Source organism: Saccharothrix sp. ST-888, assembly GCF_000955975.1.
In the GTDB taxonomy this organism is placed as follows: domain Bacteria; phylum Actinomycetota; class Actinomycetes; order Streptomycetales; family Streptomycetaceae; genus Kitasatospora.
In genome coordinates, this window is sequence record NZ_JYJF01000003.1 from 164994 (window position 1) to 189529 (window position 24536).

Consider the following 24536-nt stretch of genomic DNA (forward strand, 5'->3'; position numbering starts at 1 on the left):
CTCCTGCCGTTCGAGGGTCACGTCGTCGTGCGTCTTGAGCGTGCTGCCTGTGATCGTACGACCGGTCCGCCGCTCGGGGAGGGGTGCCCGTGCGCGTGCTCGCGGGCGTTGTCGGCGGCGGGCCATAGGATCGGTGGCGAGAAGTGGAATCGGCAGGAACGGACGTTGACGTGGCTACGCAGAGTGCAGGCAAGAGTGCGCCGGGTGGTGCTGCGGGGCAGCGGCCCCGGCTGATGCTGCTCGACGGGCATTCGATGGCGTACCGGGCGTGGTTCGCGCTGCCCGTGGAGAACTTCAGCACCTCCACCGGCCAGTCCACCAACGCGGTGTACGGCTTCGCCTCGATGCTCGCCAACACCGTGCGGGACGAGCGGCCGACCCACCTCGCGGTCGCCTTCGACCTCTCCCGGAAGACGTTCCGCTCCGAGGAGTTCCCCGACTACAAGGCCAACCGGGCCAAGGCGCCGGACGAGTTCAAGAGCCAGATCGGCCTGATCCACGAGCTGCTCGACGCGATGAAGATCTCCCGGATGTCGGTGGAGAACTTCGAGGCGGACGACATCATCGCCACCCTCGCCACCGCCGCCGCGGCCGAGGGCTTCGAGGTGCTGATCGTCACCGGCGACCGCGACTCGCTGCAACTCGTCGGCGAGCACGTCACCGTGCTCTACCCGACCAAGGGCGTCTCCGAGCTCACCCGCTACACCCCGGAGAAGGTCGCCGAGAAGTACGGCGTCACGCCCAGCCAGTACCCGGACCTGGCCGCGCTGCGCGGCGACCCGTCCGACAACCTGCCCGGTATCCCCGGCGTCGGGGAGAAGACGGCCGCGAAGTGGGTCAACCAGTTCGGCTCCTTCGACGAGTTGGTCGCCCGCGCCGACGAGGTCAAGGGCAAGATCGGTGAGAAGCTGCGCGAGCACCTCGACTCGGTCAAGCGCAACCGGGTCCTCACCGAGCTGGTCCGGGACGTCGAACTTCCGCTCGGCGTGGCCGACTTGGAGCGCACGCCGTTCGACAAGGGCGCCGTCGGCGAGATCCTGGAGGCGCTGGAGTTCCGCAACCCCAACTTCCGCGACCGCGTCTACGGCGTCGACCCGGGCGGCGCCGAGGAGGCCGCCGAGCTCGCGGCCGCCCCGGGTGTCGCGGTCGAGGGCGAGCTGCTCGCCGAGCCCGGCGCCCTGGCCGGCTGGCTGACGGCCCACGGCAAGGGCCTGATCGCCGTCGCCGCCGTCTACGAGTGGGCGCTGGGCACCGGCGCCGTCCAGGAGATCGCCCTCGCCACCGGGGAGGAGGCCGCCTGGTTCGACCCGGCGCAGCTCACCGAGGCCGACGAACGCGCCTTCGCCGGCTGGCTCGCCGACGCCGAGCGCCCCAAGGCCCTGCACATCGCCAAGCAGGTGATGCGCGCCTTCGCCGAGCAGGGCTGGCAGATCGCCGGTGTCACCGCCGACACCGCGCTCGCCGCCTACCTCGACAAGCCGGGCCGCCGGACCTTCACCCTCGACGTGCTGGCCGAGGAGTACCTGGCCCGTTCGCTCGCGCCCGCCGCCGCCGTCGAGAGCGGTCAGCTCTCCTTCGACGCCCCCGAGCACGACCCGACCGCCGGTGCCCAGGCCCTGATGACCCAGGCCCGCGCCGTGCTCGACCTCGCGGCCCACTTCGAGGCCAGGCTCGCCCAGGTCGGCGCCGACAAGCTGATGCACGAGATGGAGCTGCCGATCGCCGAGCTGCTGGCCCGGATCGAGCGCACCGGGATCGCCGCCGACCGCGAGTGGCTGACCACCATCGAGTCGCAGTTCGCGGCCGAGATCCAGCGCTGTGTGGAGGAGGCGCACGCCGCCGCCGGGCACCCGTTCAACCTCGGCTCGCCCAAGCAGCTCCAGGAGATCCTCTTCGGGGAGCTGGGCCTGCCCAAGACCAAGAAGATCAAGACCGGCTACACCACCGACGCCGACGCGCTGACCTGGCTCGCCACCCAGACCACCAACGAGCTGCCGGTCATCCTGTTGCGCCACCGCGACCAGGCCAAGCTGCGCACCACCGTGGAGGGCCTGCTCAAGACGGTCTCGCCGCAGGGCCGGATCCACACCACCTTCAACCAGATGGTCGCCGCCACCGGCCGCCTCTCCTCGCAGGACCCGAACCTGCAGAACATCCCCGTCCGCACCGAGGAGGGCCGGATGATCCGCCGCGCCTTCGTGGTCGGCGAGGGCTACGAGGCGCTGCTCACGGCCGACTACTCGCAGATCGAGCTGCGCATCATGGCGCACCTCTCCGAGGACGAGGCCCTGATCGAGGCCTTCGCCAGCGGCGAGGACCTGCACACCACGGTCGCCTCCCAGGTCTTCGAGGTCGCCCCCGAGGCGGTCGACGCCGAGATGCGCCGCAAGATCAAGGCGATGTCCTACGGCCTGGCGTACGGGCTCTCCGCGTACGGGCTGTCCCAGCAGCTCGGCATCAAGCCCGCCGAGGCCCAGGGCCTGATGGACACCTACTTCGAGCGCTTCGGCGGTGTCCGCGACTACCTGCGCCGGGTGGTGGAGGAGGCCCGCGCCACCGGGTACACCGAGACCCTGCTGGGCCGCCGCCGGTACCTGCCCGACCTCACCAGCGACAACCGCCAGCGCCGTGAGATGGCTGAGCGGATGGCGTTGAACGCCCCCATCCAGGGCTCGGCCGCCGACATCGTCAAGATCGCGATGCTCCGGGTCGACGAGCAGCTGCGCCAGGCCGGGCTCCGGACGCGGATGCTGCTCCAGGTGCACGACGAAATCGTCCTGGAGCTGGCGCCCGGCGAGCGCGAGCAGGTCGAGAAGATCGTCCGCGAGCAGATGGCCGGGGCGTACCCGCTGCGCGCACCGCTCGACGTCTCGGTCGGCGTCGGCGCCAACTGGGAGACGGCGGCGCACTGACGCACGGCAGGCGGCGGGCGGCCGGGAGTGACCGCCCGCCGTCCGACGGGGTGTCAGCAATTCCCTTGCGGGCGGGTTCCGGGCCGAGGACGCTGGGGGCATGGGTGCTGACACCGTGGTGGAGCGCGGCCCCGGCTCGACCGCCCTGGTCTTCCGCCGGGGCGGCGGCACGCGGGGCTTCGCGCGCCGCCAAGTACTGCGCAGCGGTGGGCCGGCGCTGCTGACTCTGCTGCTGCTGGTCCCGGCCGCCGTGCCGGTGGTGGCGGCGCTGCTGGCGCTCGGGTCCGGCACCGCCGTGGCGCTGTCGGTCGCCGCCGTCATGGTGGCCGCCGGGGTGGCCGTCATCTGGGTGCGGCACGCCCGGGAGGCGCTGGGGCAGATCCGCCGGGTGGAGTTCGCCCCGGCCGAGGCCCCCACGGCACTGCGGTTCGTCCGGGCGGGCGAGCCCGGCGCCTGGCTGCCGATCGCCGAGCTGGAGCGGATCGTCCTGGTCCAGTGGACCGTCCGGCCCGCCCCGGGCGAGCTGCGCCCCACCGCAGGCTTCTTCACCGTCCGGCTGGCCATGCGGTACGGGGTGGAGAACCCGCGCCTGGTCCGGCACCGGTCGGACGCGCGCCGCCTGGCCAGGGCCCTGCAGGCGCTGCTCGCCGTGCGCGGTGTTCCCGTGGAGCTGGAGACCCGGCAGCTGGTGCGCCGACGGTCGCAGGCGGGCGGCTGGGTCGGCGGCGGCTCGGCGATGGCCGGTCCCCGGTGAACCCGGTGCCATGACGCTTCATCAGGTTGCCAACACTCGGTGAACGCTCACTGTCGAAAATATTCTTGATGGATCATCAGGTATTCACTGCACGGTATCTACTCGCATAGATCCGGTTCTGCTGTCATGGGTTCAGCTCTCGGACTCCGACGAGCCCACAACGCCACCTCCCCCACAGGAGCCCCCCATGACCAGCACCCGGAGACTCGCCGCGCTCGCCCTGGCCCTCGCCACCACCGGCCTGGCGTTCGGCGCCGGTTCGGCGAACGCCGTGACCCGGCCCGTCACCCCCACGTGCAGCCAGGCCCAACTGCCGCTCCCGGACTCGAACTGCCAGCCCGGAGCGCTCAACCCGGCCGTCACCCAGGCCACCATCGGATCCACCATCTGCGTCCCCGGCTACACCGCCACGATCCGCCCCTCGACCTCCTACACCAACGCGCTGAAGATCAAGCAGATCGCCCAGTACGGCTTCCAGGACACCAGCACCTCGGACTACGAGGAGGACCACCTGATAGCGCTGGAGATCGGCGGCAACCCCACCAGCCCGCAGAACCTGTGGCCCGAGCCCCGGTACGCGGTCAACGGGAAGACGGCGGGCAACAAGGACACCGTGGAGAACAAGCTCCACACCGCGGTCTGCGCGCACAAGGTCGGCCTGGTGGCGGCCCAGAACGCGATCGCGACCGACTGGACCACCGCCCTGTCCGTCCTCGGCCTGGGCTGACCGGCCCGGCCCGCTGGGTCCGGCCGGACCTGCCGGCTGCCTGCCGCGCCCGCACGGGGTGCCCCCGCACCAGGTCCGCACCTGGGTGGGGGCCGCCCCGCCGGCGCGGCTACTCGGCGCCGGGGTGCTCCGGCCAGGCGTGGCGCGGGTAGCGGCCGCGCAGTTCGGCGCGGACGGCGCGGTAGCCCTCGCGCCAGAACGAGGCCAGGTCGCCGGTGACGGCGGCCGGACGCCCGGCGGGCGAGAGCAGGTGGACCGTCAGCGGCACCCGGCCGTCCACCAGCGCGGGCGCGGCCTGCCAGCCGAACAGCTCCTGCAACTTCACCGCCAGTACCGGGCGTTCGCCCGAGTAGTCCACCCTGATCCGGGCGCCGCTCGGCACGGTGATCCGCTCGGGCGCCAGCTCGTCCAGCCGGCCGGCCTCGCCGGTGGCCCAGGGCAGCAGCCGCTGGAGTGCGGCCGCGGTGTCGAGGCGCTCCAGATCGGACCGGCGGCGGGCTCGGGACAGCTCGGGCTCCAGCCAGTCCTCGGCGACCGCCGCCAGCGCCTCGTCGCCGACGTCCGGCCAGGGCGCGCCGAGCACCCGGTGCAGCAGGGCCAGCCGCTGCCGGAGCCCCACCGCCTTGGCCGACCAGTTCAGCAGCGAGCCGACCCCCTCGCGGGCCAGCCCCTCCAGCAGGGCCGCCCGCAGCAGCCCGGGGTCCGGGTCGGTCAGCGGCGCGGCGGCGAGCTCGATCGCTCCCAACTCCTCGACCCGGCGCGCGGCGACGTCTCCGCGCCGCCCACCCGGCGGCACCACCCAGCGCACCTCCGTACGCTCCGTCAGCAGCGAGGCCCCGGCCAGCCGGGCGGTCTGCTCGTCCAGTGCCACCGCCCGCTGGATCCGTGCCGAGGGCGAGCCCGCCGGCCGGTCCGCGACCGCCACCGCCAGCCAGCCCGCCCCGGCGAGCGCCGAACCGCCTCCGGTCTCGGCGGCCGTCCCGGAGGCCATCAGGTACGGGCCGTCCGCAGTGCGCGCCCGCGCGATCCGCTCCGGGTACGCCAGCGCGACCACGAGTCCGGCGGCGACGGCATCGGACGGGGCGGCCGTCCGGGCCGACGGGGTGCCGGAACCGCCCGGCCGGTCCGGCACGTCGGGACGGGCTGGGGGCGAAGCGGCGTTCCGCAGCCGGCGGACCTCCTGCTGCCAGCGGGAGGCGTACGGGTCGCGGGCGCCGCGTACCGTGCGCCAGACGGTCAGCAGGTCGTCGCCCAGGGCCCGCGGGGGCTCCTCCGAGAGCAGCGCCACCAGTTCGGCCGCGCGGTGCGCGCCGACCGCACCGGTACCGTCCAGCAGGGCGCGTCCGAGGCGGGGGTGCAGGCCGGTACGGGCGATCCGGAGTCCGCGCTCGGTGGCCCGCCCGGTCGCGTCCACCGCACCGAGTGCGGTCAGCGTCTGCCGGGCCGCGGCCATCGCGCCGCCCGGCGGCCGGTCGGGCAGGGCCAGTCCGCGGGCGTCCGGATCGCCCCAGCAGGCGGCCTGCAGGGCGAACCCGGTGAGGTCGGCCAGCGCGATCTCCGGGGCGGGGAAGCGCGGCGCCCGCGCGTCCTCGACCTCGGCCCAGCAGCGGTACACCGCCCCGGGCGCCTCGCGCCCGGCCCGCCCGGCGCGCTGACGGCCGGCCGCCAGCGAAGCCCGTACGGTGACCAGCCCGGACAGTCCGCGGGCGTGGTCGGTGCGCGGTTCCCTGGCCAGCCCGCAGTCGACCACGGTCCGAACCCCGGGAACGGTCAGCGAGGACTCGGCGACCGAGGTGGCCAGGATGACCCGGCGCCGGTCACCGGCCGCCAGCGCCGCGTCCTGGACCGACTGCGGCGCCTGCCCGTGCAGTTGCAGCACCTCGGCGTCGACCGTACCGGCCAGCAGCCCGGCGACCCGGGCGATCTCGCCGACGCCGGGCAGGAAGCAGAGCAGGTCGCCACCGCGTTCGCCGAGCGCCCGGCGGACGGTCGCGGCGACGTGGTCGAGCAGGGCCGGGTCGGTCCGGGTCCCGTGCGGGGGGCGCACGGCGCGCGGTGGGGGCGCCCAGACCACCTCGACGGGGTACGAGACGCCGTGCGCCTCGACCACCGGGGCCGGCCCGTCCTCGCCGCCGAGCAGCCCGGCCCAGGCGGCGGTGTCCGAGGTCGCCGAGGCGCACAGCAGCTGCAACTCGGGGCGCAGCGCCGCCCGCACGTCCAGCAGGAAGGCGAGGGCGGTGTCCGCGTCCAGGTGCCGTTCGTGGCACTCGTCCAGGACGACCGCGTCCACCCCGCCCAACTCGGCCTCGCGCTGGAGCCGTTGCAGCAGCACACCGGTGGTGACCACCTCGACGACGGTGTCCGGGCCGACCTTCCGCTCACCCCGGACCGTGTACCCGACGCGACGCCCCACCGGCTCACCCAGCAGCCAGGCCATCCGGCGGGCCGCCGCCCGTACGGCCAGCCGGCGCGGCTCGGCCACCAGCACCCGCCGCACCGGCCCGGGGGCGCCGTCCACCAGCCCGGCCAGCGCGAGCGGTACCAGCGTGGTCTTCCCGGTGCCGGGCGGCGCGGCCAGTACGGCGACACCGCGCGCCTCAAGGGCCTGCCGCAGTGGGGCGACGGCGTCACGGACGGGGAGTTCGAGCCAGGCGGGATTCACGAGAAGCAGTATCCGTCCCCGCCGCACCCGGTCTGCCGGGCAGCCCCCGGAGCGCCACTAGCGGGTGGGGTGGCAGCCGTAGAGCTGCTGGGGGGCGTCCGCGGCGCCGCCGTACTCGGCGGCGGGTACCTCGGTGCAGTCGGTGCGCACCCAGGACTGGATCCGGTCGGTCGTCGGGTTGCCCGAGCCGTTGCCGCCGATCAGGACGTACCGCAGTTCGCCGCTGCCGACCAGCTGTTGGAACTCCGCAGGGCTGGGCGACGGTGCCGAGCCGGTGAAGCCGCCCATGGGCAGCACCTCGGCGCCCGTGGCGAGGATGAAGGGCGAGGCACCGCTCCAGCTGGAGGTGGCGAACAGGTACCGGGCGCCGCTCTGATGGGCCTTGAGGTAGTCGAAGAGTGCCTGCTGCGAAGCCGACAGCTGCTGCGAGGAGTCACCGGACCCGCCGCCGCCGCCGAAGCCGCCGCCGAAACCACCGCCCTGCGCGCGTCCGGCCTCCATGAGGCGGGCGAACTGCGCTCCCGCAGCCGAGTGGCGGCTGCCGCCGCCGTGGCCGCCGCCGGCGGGGCCGACCGTGCCCATGCCCGAGTTGCCGTACTTCGAGTCCAGCACCGAGGACGCCCAGGCGCCGGGCGCGACCAGTACGGCCGTGATGCCCGTCAGCACACCGGCCAGCGCGAGCCGCCGCCCGGAGAGCCGGGGGAACCGCCCGGTCCCGGCCGCACCGTCCGTCCCGATCGCCCCGCCCCGCCCGGCCGCTCCGAGCAGGAGCAGCGCCAGCAGGCCCAGGACGATCGCGGTCGGCGCCAGCCACGGCAGGAAGGCCGGGAACAGCCGGGCCAGGTAGACGGACCAGGCGACCGTGCCGGCGATCGCCACCGGCAGCGCCCAGGCCCGTGCGCCGCCCTTGCGGAACGCCCGCCACATCAGCACCGTCCCGGTGCCGCTCAGCGCCGCCAGCGGGGTTGCGATCACGCCCATGTAGTAGCTGTGGCCGCCCACGCTGCCCGCGCTGAAGACCAGGAAGAAGACGGCCAGCCAGGTTCCCCACAGGACGAATCCGGCCCGCCGCACATCGGTGCGCGGCGCACGCCGCCGCCAGGCCAGCCCGCAGATCAGCGAGACCAGCGCCAGCGGGTAGAGCCAACCGGTCTGCGGGGCGAACTGCGAGTTGAACATCTTGGTCCAACCACCGTCGCTCATACCGCCGCCGCCGCCGCCGCCGCCGCCGCCACCACCACCGGCACCGGCACCGGCCGCCCAGGACGCTCCCGGAGCGCCCGCCGCACCCGAGGGGCCCGTTCCGGTGCCCGTACCGGGCGCACGACCCGCGTCGGCACCGCTCCGACCACCGCTCCGGCCCCCGTAATGAGCGCCGCCGCCGGCGCCGTTGCCGCCTGCGCCGTGGTCACCCCCGCCACCGCCGCCGCCACGGACCGCCTGGACGCTGCCGGTCTCCGACGCCGTCAGGCCCAGCGACGAGAAGCGGTTCAGGAAGTTGTAACCGACCACCATGCTGAACGCGGAGTTGTCCGTGGTGCCGTCGACGTACGGACGGTCCTGGGCCGGGGTGAGGGTGACGGCCAGCATCCAGGAGGCCGACACGGCGAGCGTCACCAGACCGGCCAGCGCCACGTGCCCGAAGCGCCGCCGCAGGGCGATCGGCGCCGAGAGCAGGTACACCGCGGCGAGCGCGGGCAGGACCGCCCAGGCCTCCAGCATCTTGGTCTGGAACGCGAGCCCGACCCAGACCCCGGCGAGCAGCAGCGGGCGCAGCCGCCCCGCCTGCGCGGCGCGCTGGGCCGCGTCCGCCGCCAGCAGGAGCAGCAGCGTGAACGCCGCGTCCTCGACCGCCGTACGGAACAGCCCGGCGGCCACCGGCGTCAGGGTGAACGCTGCCGCCGCGATCAGCGCGGCGTTGGCGCCGGCCCACCGCCGGACCACCCGGTACAGCACCAGGACCGCCAGGACGCCCTCGACCACCTGCGGCAGGGTGAGCGCCCACGGGTGGAAGCCGAACACCCGTGCCGACAGCGCCTGCGGCCACAGGAAGCCGGGCAGCTTGTCGAGGGTGATGGTGTTCGCCGGGTCGAACGAGCCGAAGAAGAACGCCTTCCAGCTCTCGGTCATGCTGCGCACGGCGTCGGCGTAGAAGCTGTGGTACTGGCTGTGGTTGATGTTCCACGCGTACAGCACCGCGGCGACGGCCGCGATCCCCAGCAGCGCGGGCCGGGCGTAGCCGGGCTGGCCCTCGGGGGACTTCCAGGGGACCCTGCGGCCGCTGGGGAAGGCGGCCGCAGTCCGGGCGGGTGCGGTCAGCAGATCGGTAGCCATGTGCGGCACGATCTGCTGCTCTCATGAGAGTTCTCTTGGAGAGTTCCCCAGGTTTGGTCATCTTTGTCCCCAGACAACCCCACCACCCCGTGAGCATCCCTTCGTCCCCGGGACGACCCGTACCGTCCCGGGGACGCCCGCCGGGAGCGGCTCAGTCCCGCTCGGTGACGAAGATCGCCGTCCCCGGGATCAGCCGGCCGCGCAGCGGGCTCCAGCCGCCCCACTCCTGCTCGTGCCCGTCCGGCCACTCCGGCTCGACCAGGTCGAGCAGCCGGAAGCCCGCGGCGGTCAGCTCCCGGACCCGGTCGCCGACCGTGCGGTGGTGCTCGACGTACGTGGCGCGGCCCTGCTCGTCCTGCTCGACGTACGGCGTGCGGTCGAAGTAGGAGGAGGTGGCGGTCAGGCCCTCCACGCCGGGTTCGTCGGGGAAGGCCCAGCGGATCGGGTGGGTGACCGAGAAGACCCAGCGTGCGCCGGGGCGCAGGACCCGGCGCACCTCGCGCATCAGCGCGCCGGTGTCGGCGCTGAAGGGCACCGCCCCGTACGCCGAGCAGGCCAGGTCGAACGCACCGTCGGCGAACGGGAGTACGGCCGCGTCGGCCTGCACCACGGCGACCGGTTCGGCGCCGCGCTCCAGGTCGATCCGGCGGGAGTGCTGGAGCTGCCGGTAGGAGATGTCGAGGGCCACCGGGGCCGCCCCCTGGGCGGCGAGCCAGCGCGAGCACTGGGCGGCGCCCGCGCCGATCTCCAGCACCTTCGCGCCCCTGAGCGAGTCGGGGGAGCCGAGCAGCCGGGCGTCGGCCTCGTCCAGTCCCTCGGGGCACCAGGTGAACCGGGCGTCGCCGAGGAAGGCACCGTGCTCGTCCTGGTACTCGTCCGCGTTGCGGTCCCACCAGTGGCGGCTGGCCCGGCTGCTCTCGGCCGGTGCGGCGTGGCGTCGGACGGCCTCGCCGTCGTCGTCCTCGGACAGCTGGTCCCCGAGGGCGGCCAGGGCTTCGAGGTCGGTCGGGTCCGGAAGGGCGGGGGTGGTGGCCAAAGTGTGAAACCCGTCGCGTAGGGTGGTGGCTGCGGAAGCGCTGCTGCCAGGAACGGCCCGGTCGAACGGGGCGGATCGGGCGGTGGCATCCGGGGACCGGACGAGCCCCTGCGGCTGCGGTCCCGCGTTGATGATCACACCAAAGTACTACGGTGATCATGGGCGCGGGGTGCGCAGACGGAGGATATGGCCTGATCCGTCCCGGCCTCTACCGTCTCGCCGTCTCCGGCGTTGACCGTGCTCGGCTGTCCCCGTATGCTACAAGTTGCGCTGCGGGCCTGCGCGCCTCGGACGGAGCAGGTCGCGCTCGCATCTGTCGAAGACCCCACGGTCGCAAGACGGACATCACCTGAAGAGTTTTTGGGAGATGAGCCGTGTTCTTGGCTGTCCGGCTTTCGGTGGGAGCGATACGGGCCCTCCGCGTGGCATTACCTACGACTTCATGTCCGTACCGGAGCCCTTTTCCTAATGACGAGCCCCACCGACACTCTCAGCACCACCCCGCAGGTTGCGGTCAACGACATCGGCGACGCTGAGGCCTTCCTCGCGGCGATCGACGAGACCATCAAGTACTTCAACGATGGCGACATCGTCGAGGGCGTCATCGTGAAGGTCGACCGTGACGAGGTGCTCCTCGACATCGGTTACAAGACCGAGGGCGTCATCCCCTCCCGTGAGCTCTCGATCAAGCACGACGTTGACCCGCACGAGGTCGTCTCCGTCGGTGACAACATCGAGGCCCTGGTTCTCCAGAAGGAGGACAAGGAGGGTCGTCTCATCCTGTCCAAGAAGCGCGCTCAGTACGAGCGTGCCTGGGGCACGATCGAGAAGATCAAGGAAGAGGACGGCATCGTCACCGGTACCGTCATCGAGGTCGTCAAGGGTGGTCTCATCCTCGACATCGGCCTCCGTGGCTTCCTCCCGGCCTCGCTGGTCGAGATGCGCCGCGTCCGCGACCTCCAGCCCTACGTGGGCAAGGAGCTCGAGGCCAAGATCATCGAGCTGGACAAGAACCGCAACAACGTGGTCCTGTCCCGCCGTGCCTGGCTGGAGCAGACCCAGAGCGAGGTCCGCCAGACCTTCCTCACCACCCTGCAGAAGGGCCAGGTGCGCTCCGGCGTCGTCTCCTCGATCGTCAACTTCGGTGCCTTCGTGGACCTGGGTGGCGTCGACGGTCTCGTTCACGTCTCCGAGCTGTCCTGGAAGCACATCGACCACCCGTCCGAGGTTGTCGAGGTCGGCCAGGAGGTCACCGTCGAGGTTCTCGACGTTGACATGGACCGCGAGCGCGTCTCCCTGTCGCTGAAGGCGACCCAGGAGGACCCGTGGCAGCAGTTCGCCCGGACCCACCAGATCGGCCAGGTCGTCCCGGGTAAGGTCACCAAGCTGGTTCCGTTCGGTGCGTTCGTCCGCGTGGACGAGGGCATCGAGGGTCTGGTCCACATCTCCGAGCTGGCCGAGCGCCACGTGGAGATCCCGGAGCAGGTCGTCCAGGTCGGCGACGAGATCTTCGTCAAGGTCATCGACATCGACCTCGAGCGTCGTCGCATCAGCCTCTCGCTGAAGCAGGCCAACGAGTCCTTCGGTGCCGACCCGGCCTCGGTCGAGTTCGACCCGACCCTGTACGGCATGGCCGCCTCGTACGACGACCAGGGCAACTACATCTACCCGGAGGGCTTCGACCCCGAGGCGAACGACTGGCTGCCCGGCTACGAGAAGCAGCGTGAGGAGTGGGAGCGCCAGTACGCCGAGGCGCAGTCCCGCTTCGAGCAGCACCAGGCCCAGGTCATCAAGAGCCGTGAGGCGGACGCCGAGGCTGCTGCGGAGGCCGGCGAGGCCGTCGCCGCCGCCGCCGGTGGCTCGTACTCCTCCTCCAGTGACGAGGGCTCCGGCGCGCTCGCCTCGGACGAGGCGCTCGCCGCTCTGCGCGAGAAGCTGGCCGGCGGCCAGAGCTGAGCTGACGCTCGGCGCTGACCGGCGCTGGTAACTGACAGACCCCCCATTCGGCCCCCATCCGGGGTGCCGGGTGGGGGGTCTGCCGTTGTCGGGCCGGCGCTCCGGGCAGGCGGGGACTCCTTCGTGTCCGCCTTTCGGGTCCGTCTTCCGTGCCCGGTTTTCGTGCCCGGTTTTCGTGTGAGATGAAGCTCATCATCCGGCTATAGGCCGTTTGGCCCTTTCGGCTTAGTTTTGGGTGAACTGCCCGAAAGGCTCTCGCACATGCGCCATCCGATCGCTGTAGCCGATGAACCTACGGCCGCCACTCCCGTCCAGGTCGACGGGCGGCTGGCCGCTCTCGGCCGGTTCTGCCACCGGCGGCGGCGCTGGGTGCTCGGCTTCTGGCTCCTGGTCCTCGCTCTCGGCGTGCTGATCGGCGGACGGGTCTTCGAAGGCTCGGTGACCGGCACCTCGGCAGGGGGCTCGGAGTCCGCCAGGGGCGAGAGCGTGGTCTCCGCCTCGGACTCCGTCAGGGGCACCGTCGTCGCGGTGGTGGACGGCGAACCCGTGAGCGACCCGGCCGTACGTGCCGCGGTCACCGCCGCCACCGGACAGATCGGCAAGCTGCCCGGGGTGGCCTCGGTCGCCGACACCTACGCTGCGGGCCCCGCGCTCACCTCCACCGACGGCCGGGCGAGCCTGATCTCGGTCCGGATGGCCGGCGGCTCCACCGACGCCCAGCTCAAGGCCGTGACCCGGGAGCTGGACGCGCTCCGGGCGGACGGCGTGCACACCACGGTCGGCGGGGACCTGGTGCTGGAGCGGGAGGTCAAGGACCAGACCGCCGGCGACACCCGGTTCGGTGAACTCGTCACCCTGCCGTTGACGCTGATCGTGATGGTCCTGGTCTTCGGCGGACTGGCCGCGGCCGGGCTGCCGGTGATCGGCGCGGTGGCCTCGGTGGGCGGGGCGCTGCTGGCCATGTTCGGCTTCAGCAAGATCATGGACATCGACACCAGCGTGCTGCCGATCGCCACCGTGCTCGGCCTCGGGCTGTCGATCGACTACGCGCTGCTGATGGTCAACCGCTTCCGCGAGGAGCGCGGCCGGGGCGCGGGGACCGCGCACGCCGTCGAGCGCACCGCCGCCACGGCCGGCCGTACGATCGGGTTCTCCGGGCTCACCGTGGCCGTGGCGCTGGCGGGGCTCTTCGTCTTCACCAGCCCGGTCTTCCGCGCTGTCGCGGCGGCCGGGGTGAGCGTGGTGGTGATCTCGGTGGCCGCCGCGCTGACCCTCGTCCCCGCGCTGCTCGGTTTCGTCGGCCACCGGGTCAAGGCGCCCACCGCGCCCGTCTCGGACGAGGGCTTCTTCACCCGGACGGTGCGCCGGGTGCAGCGGCGGCCGGTGCCCGTGGTGCTCGGATGCATCGCGCTGCTGCTGGCCGCCGGCGCTCCCTTCCTGGGCTCGGAGTGGCGCAACTCGGGCGCGGCCGTGCTGCCGACCTCCTCCGTCGGACGCCAGGTGACCGAGACCGTCCAGCAGCGCTTCCCGCAGCAGGTGCCCGCCCCGGTCACCGTCGTGGTCGACGCGGACCGGCACACCGCGCAGGCGTACGCCGAGGACGTGGTGGCCAAGCTGCCCGGCGTCAGCGGGATCCGCTCGGTCGCCCCGGTCACCGACCGGGTCAGCACCGTCGAGGTCCTGGTGCACGGCGACCCGCAGGGCGGCCAGGCGAAGAGCGTGGTCGGCGAACTGCGGGCCGACCGGGGCGGCCTCACCACCTACGTCACCGGCGACGCCGCCTCGGTGGTCGACTTCCAGCACGAGATCGCCACCCGGGGCCCCTGGGCGCTCGGGCTGGTCGCGGTCGGAACGCTGGTGCTGCTCTTCCTGATGACCGGCTCGGTGGTGGTCCCGGTCAAGGCACTGCTGATGAACGTGCTCTCGCTGGGTGCCTCGCTCGGCGCGCTGACCCTGGTCTTCCAGCACGGCTACCTCAGCGGGCTGCTCGGATTCAGCCCGACGGGCGGCCTGGAGACCTTCATCCCGGTCCTGGTCTTCGCCTTCGCCTTCGGTCTCTCGATGGACTACGAGGTCTTCCTGCTCGCCCGGATCAAGGAACTCCGGGACCAGGGCCACACCTGCTCGCGTGCGGTGGAGCTCGGACTCCAGCGCAGCGGTCGGATCATCACCTCGGCGGCGCTGCTGATGGTGATCGTCTTCGCCGGGTTCGCGGCCGGGCAGATGCTCATGGTCAAGGAGATGGGCATCGCGCTGGCGGTGGCCGTCGCGGTGGACGCCACGCTGGTCCGGTGCCTGCTGGTGCCGACCGCGATGACGCTGTTCGGCGAGTTCAACTGGTGGGCCCCGGCCCCGCTGCGGCGGCTGTACCAGCGGATCGGACTCAAGGAGCACGTGGTGCTGCCGCCGATCCCCGTTGCTCCGGCTGCTGCTTCGGCCGCCGCTCTTCCCGCGCAGCGGGCGGAGCAGGAGGCGGAGCGGGCCGGGGCCGTCGGTTGACGGTCAGCGGCTGACGCAGGAGTTGCCGAAGCCCGGGGCGAGTCCGCCGACCGCGTCCAGTGCGCTGCACGCGGCGGCGCTGCCCGCGGAGGCGAACGTCAGGCCGCACAGGGCGGCGGCGACGAGCAGGGCGTTCCGGACGGTCAGGGTCTTGCGGGCGGCGCTCACGGCTGGGTTCCCTTCGGGGCGGTACGGATCGCCCTGCTCAACGCCGTGGAGCCTGGGAAGGCATGGCCGCTCACCCGCGCGGTGGTAGCGCGGACCCCGGCCGGGTGCGCGCGGCCCGGCGCACGGCTCGGCTTCCGGGGGTGCGGGGAGCCACCCGCGAACCCGGCTGCCGCCATGGGGCCTTGGAGTTCCGCGCGCCCTCTCGACGCCCTCTCGAAGAGCGGCCCGGCGCACCACGGCGGGCCTGGGGCCCGGAGTTCAGGCCAGCCGGTGGAGCAGGGCGACGCTCTCGCGGAGGCGGCGCTGTTCGTCCGGGCTGAGGCGCTCGCTGATGGCTGCGGCGATCTGCCCCTCGCGGCGGGCGCGTTGGGCGTACAGAGCAGCCGTGCCGGTCTCGGTGGCGGCGATCAGGACCTTGCGGCCGTCGGTGGCATGCGGCTGCTGCTCGACCAGCCCCGCCTCGGTGAGCAGCGCGACCGTACGGGCCATCGACTGGTGGCGGACCCGCTGGAGCCCGGCGAGCTGGCTGGTGGTGCGCGGCCCCTCGCGGACCAGCCAGCCGAGCACGGCCGCCTGGTTCTGCGGGAGTTCGTCGTCCACCCGGAGCCGGCGGACCATGGCGCCGATGGCCAGCCGCAGTTCGGCGGCGATCTCGAACGGATCCGTGGGGTTTGCGAGTTCTGCGGGATCTGCTGGGTCCAGGGGCTCCATGGGTTCAGCTTATCGGGTCATCCCGATTTCTACAGCACATCTGTACAGCCTTGCTGTATGGTTTCGAGCTATGCGACTTACCAAGTTCGGACATGCCTGCGTACGGATCGAGCACGCGGACGCCACCGTGGTCATCGACCCCGGGGTGTTCACCGCGCCGGAGGCCATCGACGGCGCGGACGCCGTACTGATCACCCATGAGCACTTCGACCACTTCGTGGAGGACCGGCTGCGGGCCGCCGCCGAAGCCGACCCGGGCCTGCGGATCTGGACCAACCGCTCGGTCGCCGACCAGCTCTCGGGGCTGGGCGCCCGGGTCACGGTGGTGGGCGACGGCGACGCCTTCGACATCAACGGCCTCGGGGTGAGCGTGCACGGCGAGTGGCACGCCGTGATCCACCCCGACATCCCGCGGGTGCACAACATCGGCTTCCTGCTGGACGGCCGGGTCTTCCATCCGGGAGACGCCCTCACCGTGCTCGACCGTTCGGTGGAGACGCTGCTGCTGCCGATCGGGGCCCCGTGGTCCAAGGCCGGGGAGCTGATCGACTACGTCCGCGAGTTCAAGCCCCGGCGCGCGCTGGCCGTGCACGAGGCCGTGCTCAGCGAGCCCGGCCAGATGGTGTACGGCCGCCTGCTGGGCGAGGGCGGTCCGGGCACGGGTGCGGAGCTGCGGCAGCTCGCGGCCGGCGAGCAGGTCGACCTCGGCTGAGAGCCTGATCCGCTCCGCGTCCGATCCCATCGGTGACCGAGTAGTTCCGCATGCGAGCAGTGCGCAGCGCGAGCAGTGCGGCGGCCGAGGTGCACCGAATGGAGATCTGCTCTGCACCGGACCGGGTCCGGTGCAGAGCAGATCAGGTCAGCCTGGTGCCGATGCGGCCCGGCGTCAGCGTCGCGCGCCGCAGCTCGGGCAGAAGGCGGCGCCGTCCGGGAGCGGGTTGTGGCAGGCGCCGCAGTCGGTCTGGAGGGCCAGCCGGTTGCCGCAGCCGGGGCAGAACGGAGTCCCGTGGGTCTCCGCCCGGCAGTGCGGGCAGACCAGTTGGCGCGGCGCGGTGACGTCGTAGGACTGGCCGGCCTGCTGGCCCTGGGCGTAAGCCTGCTGGGAGACCATGTCGTTGAGCCCGCGCTGCTGGGCGGCCACCGCCTCGGCGGCGGTGTCGGGCGCACAGTGCAGACAGAGGCCCTGGGCGGGGCTCCAGCATTGGCCGCAGACGTAACTGGTGCACCGGGCGCAGCGGTTGAAGTGCTGCTGGGCGTTGCCGATCGCGCGTTCGAAGGCGCTGTCCCGCGAGCTGCCCCAGGTCGCTCCGGCCAGTCCGTCGGCGGCGTTGCTGATCCCGTTGGTGGCGTTCCCGCCGATCAGGTTGTAGACCGCGCCGATGCCCTTGTTGACCCAGCCGGCCACCTGGCCGCTCGTGAACGCCTCGAACGGCGAGCGCCAGGTGTCGTGGCAGCGCGAGCACGAGAACTCGAACTGGAAGCCCGCTCCGGTCCCTTGCTGCTGGCACAGATCCCGGTAGTTGTTGCTGAAGTAGATCTCGTTGCTCACCCTGTTCCCACCCTTGTAGGTCCTGCTCTCGTGAAGTCGGAGCACAGCGTGGCACATATGTGCCGGTCGGCGGTTACTGCCCCTGGCCCTGCGGCTGCGCGGGGGCGTTCGGGTTGCCGGGATCGGTGGGGCTGCCGCCCGTACCGCCCGTACCGGTGGGGTCGGTCGGGTCGGTGGGGTCGGTCGGGCTGCCGGGGTCGTTGCCCGACGAGGGCAGCTGGACCGAGGTGAAGCTGCTGGGCGGGACGTCGGCGAGGGCGTCCTCCATGGCGGCGCGCCAGATCGGGCCCGCCACCGTGCCACCGAAGGCGTTCTCGATGGTGTCGCCGCCCATCCGCTGGCCCTCCAGCGGGCGCGGGGTGACGGTGTCGCCGACTACGGTGGCCCCGGCCAGCTCGGGGGTGTAGCCGACGAACCAGACCTGCTTGCTGTCGTTGGTGGTACCGGTCTTGCCCGCGTTGTCCCGGTCCTTGAGGCCCGCCTGGGTGCCGGTGCCGTCCTGGACGACGCCCGTGAGCATGGCGGTGATGGTGTCGGCGGTGGTCGCGGACATCGCCTGGCTGCAGGCGGCCTGCGGCACGCTCAGGCTCTTGCCGCCGGGCGCGGTGACCGAGGTGATCACGGTCGGCGTGCAGTAGGTGCCGTGCGCGGCGAAGGTGGCGTACACCTCGGCCATCTCCAGCGGAGTCAGGTCGTTGCTGCCGAGCGTCATCGAGGGCACCACGGCGAGCTTCTCGCCGCCGGCCTGCTGGGTGATGCCGAGCCTGTTGGCCATCTGGGCGACGTTGCACAGCCCGGCGTCGGCCTCCAGGCTGGCGAAGTAGGTGTTGACCGACTGGGCCATCGCCTGCGGCATCGCGAAGCTGCCGGTCAGGCTGGGGCTGTCGTTGTGCACGTCGCCGGTGTTCTTGTAGCGCTTGCCCTCGCAGTCCGTCATGGTCGGCCACGGAATGCTGTAGGGGGTGTTGTAGGACTGGCCGGGCGGGAGGCCGGCCTCCAGCGCGGCCGCCGCGACGATCGGCTTGAAGGTGGAGCCGGTCGGGTAGCCGAGGCCGCCGCCCATCTTCTTGGGCACGTTCAGGTCGATCTGGGTCTGGTCGGTGTCGAGCCCGTACGGGCGGCTCTGCCCCATGGCGAGGATCTTGCCCGTGCCCGGCTGGACCAGGGTCATCACGGCGGCCGGCTTGTCGGAGGCGTCCGCGTGACTGGTGACCGCGTCCTGCACGGCCTTCTGGTCCTTCGGGACGAGCGTGGTGTGGATCTGCAGGCCACCGCGGTTCCACAGGGCCTGGCGGTCGTCCGCGGTCCGCCCGAACGCGGGGTCGGAGAGCACCGTCCGGTGCACGTAGTCGCAGAAGAAGCCCTCGCCCGACTGCGCGGTTATGCAGCCCTGGTGGGGGCGGGTGACGGTCAGGTCGAGCGGGGTGGCGATGGCGTCCTCGGCCTGCTTCTGGGTGATGTGCCCCAGTTCGGCCATCTTGCGCAGCACGGTGTCGCGGCGCTGCTTGGCCTGGGTCGGGTGGGCGATCGGGTCGTCCCCGGAGGGCGACTGGACCAGACCGGCCAGCATGGCGGCCTGCGGCAGGGTCAAGTCCTTGGCGTGGACGCTGAAGTAGCGCTGGGAGGCGGCCTCGATGCCGTAGGCCCGCTCACCGAAGAAGGTGATGTTCAGGTAGTTGGTGAGGATCTGGTCCTTGGTGAGGGTCTCCTCGACCTTGATCGCGTACTTGAGCTCCTTGATCTTGCGGTCGAGGGTGGCCCGCTGGGCCTCCAGCACCTTGGCCTGGTCGTCCCCGGCCTCTTCGACGAAGACGTTCTTCACGTACTGCTGGGTGAGGGTGGAGCCGCCCTGCGCGGTGCCCCCGGCGCTGGCGTTGGTGTTGAGGGCGCGCAGCACACCCTTCAGGTCGATCGCACCGTGCTGGTAGAAGCGGTTGTCCTCGATGTCGACCAGCGCGGTCTTCACCAGCGGGGACATCTGGTCGCCCGGCACCACGGTGCGGTCGCGGTCGTAGACGGTGGCGATCACACCGCCGTCGGCGTCGTAGATGGTGGACGCCTGGGAGAGCGGTGGTGTCTTGAAGTCGTCCGGCAGGCTGTCGAAGTTCTGCACTGCCGACTGTGCGCCGAGACCGGCGGCGCCCACCGCAGGGAGAACGAGTCCTGCGGCCAGGACGCCGCCCACCACGCACGCGCCGATGAAACTGGCGCTGAGACTGATGTTCTTGCGGAGCCCGTTCGGCTTTCTGCGTGGCATGGGCCGACCATACGTCTGCCCCGGTAAAGGCAGTACCCGATTTTCGGCACACCTTCGTCACAGGACGGTGACGAAGGGTCAGATGAGTGAAAGCTGGGTGTCAGCTGACCATAGCCGGTGTCCTGGCCTGGGTGAAGGGGCGTCCGTCCAGGGTCCAGTGCGGGTCGGGGACGATCTCCAGCGCGGCGTAGACGTGGGCGGCGACATCGGTGTGGTGCAGGTCGGCGACCGGCGCGCCCGGGACGATGCCGGGCCCGCGGGCGGCGATCCACGCGGTGCGCTCCAGCTCGGTCCGGCCGCCGTGGCCGCCCTGGTCGACATGGCCGTGATCGGTCACCACGATGACCGTCCACTCCTCGTCCGCGCGGTCCTCGATCGCCTCGAGCAGCCGGCCGAGCCGGGCGTCGGCGGTCTCGATCGAGCGGCGGTACTCCTCGCCGCAGCCGAGGAAGTGCGCGGTCTCGTCCACCGCGCCGAGGTAGACGAAGGACGCCTGCGGCCGGTCCTCGCCGCTCAGCACGTGCACCGCCTCCGCGGTGACCCGCTCGTCGCACACCTCCCACGCCTCCGGCGTGTCCTCCAGCGGCGCTATGTACGACAGTCGGCTCGGCGCGGCGAACAGCGGGCCGCCGCTGCGGGACAGGAACAGCGGCTCCCAGCCGCCCGCGGCGAAGGTCCGGCGGCGGTGCACGGCGGCCAGCCGGGTGGTGAAGTCCGGGAAGACGTCCAGCCGGTTGCCGCCGAGGTGGTTGCCGAGCACGCCGTGCTTGGCGGCCCCGACCCCGGTGACGATGGTCGCCCAGCACGGCCCCGACATGGTCGGGGTGGCGTCGTCCACCAGGACGGGAGCGAGGAAGCCGGCGGCGGCGACCGAGTCCAGGTGCGGGGTGTGCAGCTCGGGCAGCAGGTCGAGGCGGACGCCGTCGATACCGACGACCAGGACGCGGCGGGAGCCGGCGGGCCAGAGGCTGGACACGGGGAACTCCAGGGGGCGGGGAGGTGCGGGGATCTGTCCGGCACCCTAGCCGGGCCGAACGGCCCTCGGCAGCAGCCCGGTTGGGCCTTCCCGGAAATCCCGGGGCGGCGGTCCGCACTGTTCCCCGACCGGGCGTGCGATGTTCACCTTCCGTTGGTCTGGGGTGGGGGAGGCGGGGCAGGGCGGGGCGGCTGGCAGGGGCCTTCGGACGGTGTCCGGGCGGCGGCGGTAGCCTGACGGCATGCTGAGGATCGGACTGACGGGCGGGATCGGCGCGGGCAAGAGCGAGGTCTCGCGGCAACTCGCCGCACTGGGTGCGGTGATCGTGGACTCGGACCTGATCGCCCGCGAGGTGGTGGCGCCCGGTACCGACGGGCTGGCGGCCGTGGTCGCCGAGTTCGGGCCCGGGGTCCTCCGTGCGGACGGTGCGCTCGACCGTCCCGCGCTCGGCGCGGTGGTCTTCGCCGACCCGGCGCGGCTGGCGGCGCTCAACGCGATCGTCCACCCGCTGGTCCGGGCCCGCTCCGCCGAACTGGAGGACGCCGCGGGGGCCGAGGACGTCGTCGTGCACGACGTACCGCTGCTCGCCGAGAACGGGCTGGCGCCGCTGTACGACCTGGTGATCGTGATCGACGTCGACGACGAGGTCCGGCTCGACCGGCTGGTCCGGCTGCGCGGCATGGCCGAGGCGGAGGCCAAGGCCCGGATGGCGGCCCAGGCCTCCCGTGAGGAGCGGCTCGCCGTCGCCGACCTGGTGATCGACAACAGCGGACCGCTGGCGGAGCTGGCGGCCCGCGTGCACGAGGTCTGGGACCAGTTGAAGGCGTGCCAGGGGCGGTAGGGCTTCAGGGCTTTCCGGGGGCGGGGAACTGGGTGAGCAAGGCTCTACGGAGGTGGGGGGCTTCTCGCGCAGTTCCCCGCGCCCCTGGTGGTGCACGGCTCATGGCCCGGGGGGTCAGGTGCGGTGGGTGGCGGCGGTGGCGAGGGCTCGGACGATCGGGTGGGCCCGGGCGCCGTCGCCGGCGAGTTCGGGCTGGAACAGGGTGGCCCAGGAAGAAGGGGTGCCAGGGGAGTTCGGCGATCCGCACCGCGCCGTCCTCGTCGTGACCGGTGAAGCGCAGCCCGTGCGCCCGCAGGACGTCCAGGTGCGCGGTGCCGAGCCCGGACGAGCAGTGGCAGCGCTCGACGGTGCGGCCGGTGCCCAGCAGCCAGACGGTGTCGAAGCCGTCCAGCGCGTCCTCGGCCTGCCCGGTGGGATCCAAGTAGCGCCTGGTCCCGCGCGGTTGCCTCCGGCGGGCCCGCCCGATCGGGCCGGGCGCTCCTCGCCGGCTGGTGCCCGCTACTTGGGCTGGAGGAGGTCCCAGCGGTTGCCGTACAGGTCCTCGAAGACGGCCACCGTGCCGTAGGGCTCCTGGCGGGGCTCCTCCAGGAAGGTGACCCCGGCGGCGGTCATCCGGCGGTGGTCGGCCGCGAAGTCCTCGGTGTGCAGGAAGAGGCCGACCCGGCCGCCGGTCTGGTCACCGATCCGGGCCTGCTGCTCGGGCTTGCCGGGGCGGGCGAGCAGCAGCCCGGTCTCGCGGGAGCCGCGCGGGGCGACCACCACCCAGCGCCCGCCGTCCGCCCGGGGCTCGTCCTCCCGCAGTTCGAAGCCGAGGGCGTCTACGAAGAAGGCGATGGCCTCGTCGTAGTCGCGGACGAGCAGGGTGGTGAGTCCGAGGTGTGCCATGCGGTCATGCTGCCACGGCCCGGCGCCGTGGACTACGGCTTGCGGGCGACCCCGGCCCAGATGCCGGTGGTGGCGTCGGTGCTCCTGGGCTCCTGGTCCGGGCGCCAGAGCGGGGCGGTGACCAGGCCGGGCTCCAGCAGCTCCAGCCCGTCGAAGAAGCGCAGCACCTGCTCCCGGGGGCGGGTGGTCAGTTGGGCGGTGGCGCTGCGGTAGACGGCCGCGCCCTTGCCCTGGTCGGCGGGCGGGACGAAGTCCGAGGTGCCGTGCGAGAGGGCGAGGTAGCTGCCGGAGGGCAGCGCGTCGACCAGCTGCCGGACGATCGCGTACGGGTCGTCCGCCTCGTCGACGAAGTGCAGGATCGCGAACAGCAGCAGGGCCACCGGCTGCCCGAGGTCGATGAGCTGGCGCACCTCGGGGTCGGCCAGGATGGCGGCGGGATCGCGCAGGTCGGCGTGGACGACGGTGGCGGTGCCGTGGCTGGCCGCGAGCAGGGCGCGGCTGTGCACCAGCACGATCGGGTCGTTGTCCAGGTAGGCGACCCGGGCGTCGAGGTGCACCTGCTGGGCGATCTCGTGGGTGTTGCCCGCCGTCGGGATGCCGGTGCCGATGTCCAGGAACTGCTTCACGCCCTGCTCGGCGAGGTGCCGGACGGCCCGCTGCAGGAAGGCCCGGTTGGCGAGTGCGCTGATCTTCACCATCGGGCCGAGCGCCATCACCCGCTCGGCGGCGTCCCGGTCGGCGGGGAAGTTGTCCTTCCCGCCCAGGTAGTAGTCGTACATTCTGGCCGGATGGGGTATTTCGGGGCGCAGGTCGGCCGGCGGGCGCAGGTCCGCTCCGTCGGACGACATCCAGTCCAGCGAGATGTTCTGATGGTCGGTCATGTCGGTGAACCCCGTTCCCCCGTGACGCCTAGGTGTCTTCGCACGCAGCATAGAGGGACGCGCCGGTGGGCGGGTGCGGTTCCGGTCCGGCGGACGGATCCCGGGTGAGCAGGTAGCGCGCTCCGGACCCGGTGGCGGCGGCGCGGTCCTCGGCGTTGTAGAGGGCGCAGCGGGCGAGCGAGAGGCAGCCGCAGCCGATGCAGCCGGTCAACTTGACCTTGAGCTGCTCCAGTTCGGCGATCTGCCGGTCGATCCGGGACTGCCAGGACTGGGCGACCCCGCTCCACTCGGAGGTGCTGGGCGCCCGGTCCTCGGGCAGCCGGTCGAGTGCGGTGCGGGCCTCCTCCAGGGAGAGGCCGACCCGTTGGGCTGCTCGCACGAAGGCGACCCGGCGCAGCGTGGAGCGGGCGTAGCGGCGCTGGTTGCCGGTGGTGCGTTCGGAGTTGATCAGCCCGAGCTGCTCGTAGTACCGCAGCGCGGAGGTGGCCAGCCCACTGCGTTCGGCGAGCTGGCCGATGGTGAGCAGGTCGTGCCTGGAGAGTCCCATGATCGGGAGAATAGCGCGCTTGACTTCAAGTCGACTTCAACTTGCACGCTCTATCCATGACCACCGCAGAGACCACTCCGCAGACCTCCGAGCACCTGTACGGCTTCGGCGACCTCCCCGGCCTGATGGCCCGGATGACCGGCGACGAGAAGCACGGACCGGCCGCCACCTCCACCCTCGACGCCCTGTGGGTGCTCTACGACCGGGTGCTCCGGGTCTCCCCGGCCACCGCGACCCGGATCGACCGCGACCGCTTCCTGCTCTCCAAGGGCCACGGCCCGATGGCCTACTACGCGGTGCTGGCCGCGAAGGGCTTCCTGGACCCGGAGATCCTCGCCAGCTTCGGCGCGTACGACTCCCCGCTCGGCCACCACCCGGACCGGCTGCTCGTCCCGGGCGCGGAGATCTCCTCCGGATCGCTCGGCCACGGCCTGCCGCTGGCGGTCGGCACCGCGCTCGGCCTGCGCGCCCAGGGGCTGTCGGACCCGGCGGTGTGGGTCCTGATCGGGGACGCCGAGTTCGACGAGGGCAGCAACCACGAGGCCCTCGCCTTCGCCGGCTCGGCCGGGCTGGAGCGGCTGCACGTGATCGCCGTCGACAACTCCTCGGCCACGCACGGCTGGCGCGGCGGCATCGCCTCCCGCTTCGAGGCCGAGGGCTGGTCCGCCGTCACGGTGGACGGACGCGACCACCAGGCCCTGTACGAGGCGTACACCAGGCCGCACCCGGGCCGCCCGCACGCCGTCGTCGCCCGCGTCGAGCCCAAGAACTCCTGAGCCCCGTCCTCCCCGAGCCTCCGGGCTCCGCCTGCCCCGAGCCTCCGGGCTCCGCCTGCCCCGAG

The 24536-nt window shown here is 72.5% G+C and carries 20 protein-coding genes; 8 read left to right on the forward strand and 12 right to left on the reverse strand.

Annotated elements, in window-relative coordinates:
- Positions 1-233: 233 nt before the first annotated feature.
- From polA to UK12_RS03175, 3 genes are all read left to right on the forward strand, one after another.
- Positions 234-2912, forward strand: a complete 2679-nt coding sequence (gene polA / locus UK12_RS03165; protein ID WP_052681439.1) for a DNA polymerase I — start codon at positions 234-236, stop codon at positions 2910-2912.
- Between the two features lie 100 nt (positions 2913-3012).
- On the forward strand, positions 3013-3666 hold the full coding sequence (locus UK12_RS36275) for a hypothetical protein (RefSeq protein ID WP_052681445.1): 654 nt from the start codon (positions 3013-3015) through the stop codon (positions 3664-3666).
- Positions 3667-3853: 187 nt separating this feature from the next.
- The gene (locus UK12_RS03175; protein WP_045299170.1) at positions 3854-4393 is read left to right on the forward strand and encodes a hypothetical protein; all 540 of its coding nucleotides are present in this window, start codon (positions 3854-3856) and stop codon (positions 4391-4393) included.
- A gap of 109 nt (positions 4394-4502) precedes the next feature.
- On the opposite strand, the gene hrpB is transcribed toward UK12_RS03175, so the two are convergent.
- From hrpB to UK12_RS03190, 3 genes are all read right to left on the reverse strand, one after another.
- On the reverse strand, positions 4503-7055 hold the full coding sequence (gene hrpB, locus UK12_RS03180; RefSeq protein WP_045299172.1) for an ATP-dependent helicase HrpB: 2553 nt from the start codon (positions 7053-7055) through the stop codon (positions 4503-4505).
- Between the two features lie 57 nt (positions 7056-7112).
- On the reverse strand, positions 7113-9389 hold the full coding sequence (locus UK12_RS42930; RefSeq protein WP_045299173.1) for an ArnT family glycosyltransferase: 2277 nt from the start codon (positions 9387-9389) through the stop codon (positions 7113-7115).
- Between the two features lie 151 nt (positions 9390-9540).
- Positions 9541-10359 carry a class I SAM-dependent methyltransferase gene (locus tag UK12_RS03190; RefSeq protein WP_045299286.1) on the reverse strand — a complete coding sequence of 273 codons (819 nt, stop codon included), beginning with the start codon at positions 10357-10359 and terminating at the stop codon, positions 9541-9543.
- A gap of 534 nt (positions 10360-10893) precedes the next feature.
- On the opposite strand from UK12_RS03190, the gene rpsA reads away from it, so the two are divergent.
- Both rpsA and UK12_RS03200 read left to right on the forward strand, forming a co-directional pair.
- Entirely contained in the window at positions 10894-12381 is a 1488-nt protein-coding gene (gene rpsA / locus UK12_RS03195) for a 30S ribosomal protein S1 (protein WP_045299175.1), read from the forward strand.
- A gap of 261 nt (positions 12382-12642) precedes the next feature.
- Entirely contained in the window at positions 12643-14880 is a 2238-nt protein-coding gene (locus UK12_RS03200; RefSeq protein ID WP_052681447.1) for an MMPL family transporter, read from the forward strand.
- 3 nt (positions 14881-14883) lie between these two features.
- On the opposite strand, the gene UK12_RS39335 is transcribed toward UK12_RS03200, so the two are convergent.
- Both UK12_RS39335 and UK12_RS03205 read right to left on the reverse strand, forming a co-directional pair.
- Positions 14884-15048: a hypothetical protein gene (locus tag UK12_RS39335; protein WP_156178504.1), complete on the reverse strand. Its 165-nt coding sequence runs from the start codon at positions 15046-15048 to the stop codon at positions 14884-14886.
- A gap of 258 nt (positions 15049-15306) precedes the next feature.
- Positions 15307-15759: a MarR family winged helix-turn-helix transcriptional regulator gene (locus tag UK12_RS03205; protein WP_045299181.1), complete on the reverse strand. Its 453-nt coding sequence runs from the start codon at positions 15757-15759 to the stop codon at positions 15307-15309.
- A 70-nt stretch (positions 15760-15829) separates the two neighbouring features.
- Between UK12_RS03205 and UK12_RS03210 the strand changes: the two genes are divergently transcribed.
- Positions 15830-16471: an MBL fold metallo-hydrolase gene (locus UK12_RS03210; protein ID WP_045299182.1), complete on the forward strand. Its 642-nt coding sequence runs from the start codon at positions 15830-15832 to the stop codon at positions 16469-16471.
- 174 nt (positions 16472-16645) lie between these two features.
- Here UK12_RS03210 and UK12_RS03215 read toward each other — a convergent pair whose 3' ends face one another.
- The 3 genes from UK12_RS03215 to UK12_RS03225 form a co-directional block, all read right to left on the reverse strand.
- The gene (locus UK12_RS03215) at positions 16646-17308 is read right to left on the reverse strand and encodes a double zinc ribbon domain-containing protein (protein WP_045299184.1); all 663 of its coding nucleotides are present in this window, start codon (positions 17306-17308) and stop codon (positions 16646-16648) included.
- Positions 17309-17381: 73 nt separating this feature from the next.
- Positions 17382-19565 carry a transglycosylase domain-containing protein gene (locus UK12_RS03220; protein WP_082119250.1) on the reverse strand — a complete coding sequence of 728 codons (2184 nt, stop codon included), beginning with the start codon at positions 19563-19565 and terminating at the stop codon, positions 17382-17384.
- A 100-nt stretch (positions 19566-19665) separates the two neighbouring features.
- Positions 19666-20541, reverse strand: coding sequence for an alkaline phosphatase family protein (locus UK12_RS03225; RefSeq protein WP_045299186.1), 876 nt, complete (start codon positions 20539-20541; stop codon positions 19666-19668).
- Positions 20542-20782: 241 nt separating this feature from the next.
- Here UK12_RS03225 and coaE point away from each other — a divergent pair, with 241 nt between their 5' ends.
- Positions 20783-21382, forward strand: coding sequence for a dephospho-CoA kinase (coaE, locus tag UK12_RS03230; protein ID WP_045299188.1), 600 nt, complete (start codon positions 20783-20785; stop codon positions 21380-21382).
- Positions 21383-21386: 4 nt separating this feature from the next.
- Here coaE and UK12_RS40850 read toward each other — a convergent pair whose 3' ends face one another.
- From UK12_RS40850 to soxR, 4 genes are all read right to left on the reverse strand, one after another.
- Positions 21387-21803 (reverse strand): hypothetical protein, encoded by a 417-nt coding sequence (locus UK12_RS40850; RefSeq protein WP_197084508.1) that lies wholly within the window; start codon positions 21801-21803, stop codon positions 21387-21389.
- Positions 21804-21880: 77 nt separating this feature from the next.
- Complete coding sequence (locus UK12_RS03235) at positions 21881-22267, reverse strand: VOC family protein (protein ID WP_045299190.1); 387 nt, start codon at positions 22265-22267, stop codon at positions 21881-21883.
- Positions 22268-22299: 32 nt separating this feature from the next.
- Positions 22300-23148 carry an SAM-dependent methyltransferase gene (locus UK12_RS03240; protein ID WP_156178505.1) on the reverse strand — a complete coding sequence of 283 codons (849 nt, stop codon included), beginning with the start codon at positions 23146-23148 and terminating at the stop codon, positions 22300-22302.
- Positions 23149-23176: 28 nt separating this feature from the next.
- Positions 23177-23695 (reverse strand): redox-sensitive transcriptional activator SoxR, encoded by a 519-nt coding sequence (gene soxR / locus UK12_RS03245; protein WP_045299192.1) that lies wholly within the window; start codon positions 23693-23695, stop codon positions 23177-23179.
- 56 nt (positions 23696-23751) lie between these two features.
- Between soxR and UK12_RS03250 the strand changes: the two genes are divergently transcribed.
- Positions 23752-24471, forward strand: a complete 720-nt coding sequence (locus UK12_RS03250; RefSeq protein WP_045299193.1) for a transketolase — start codon at positions 23752-23754, stop codon at positions 24469-24471.
- Positions 24472-24536 lie beyond the last annotated feature (65 nt).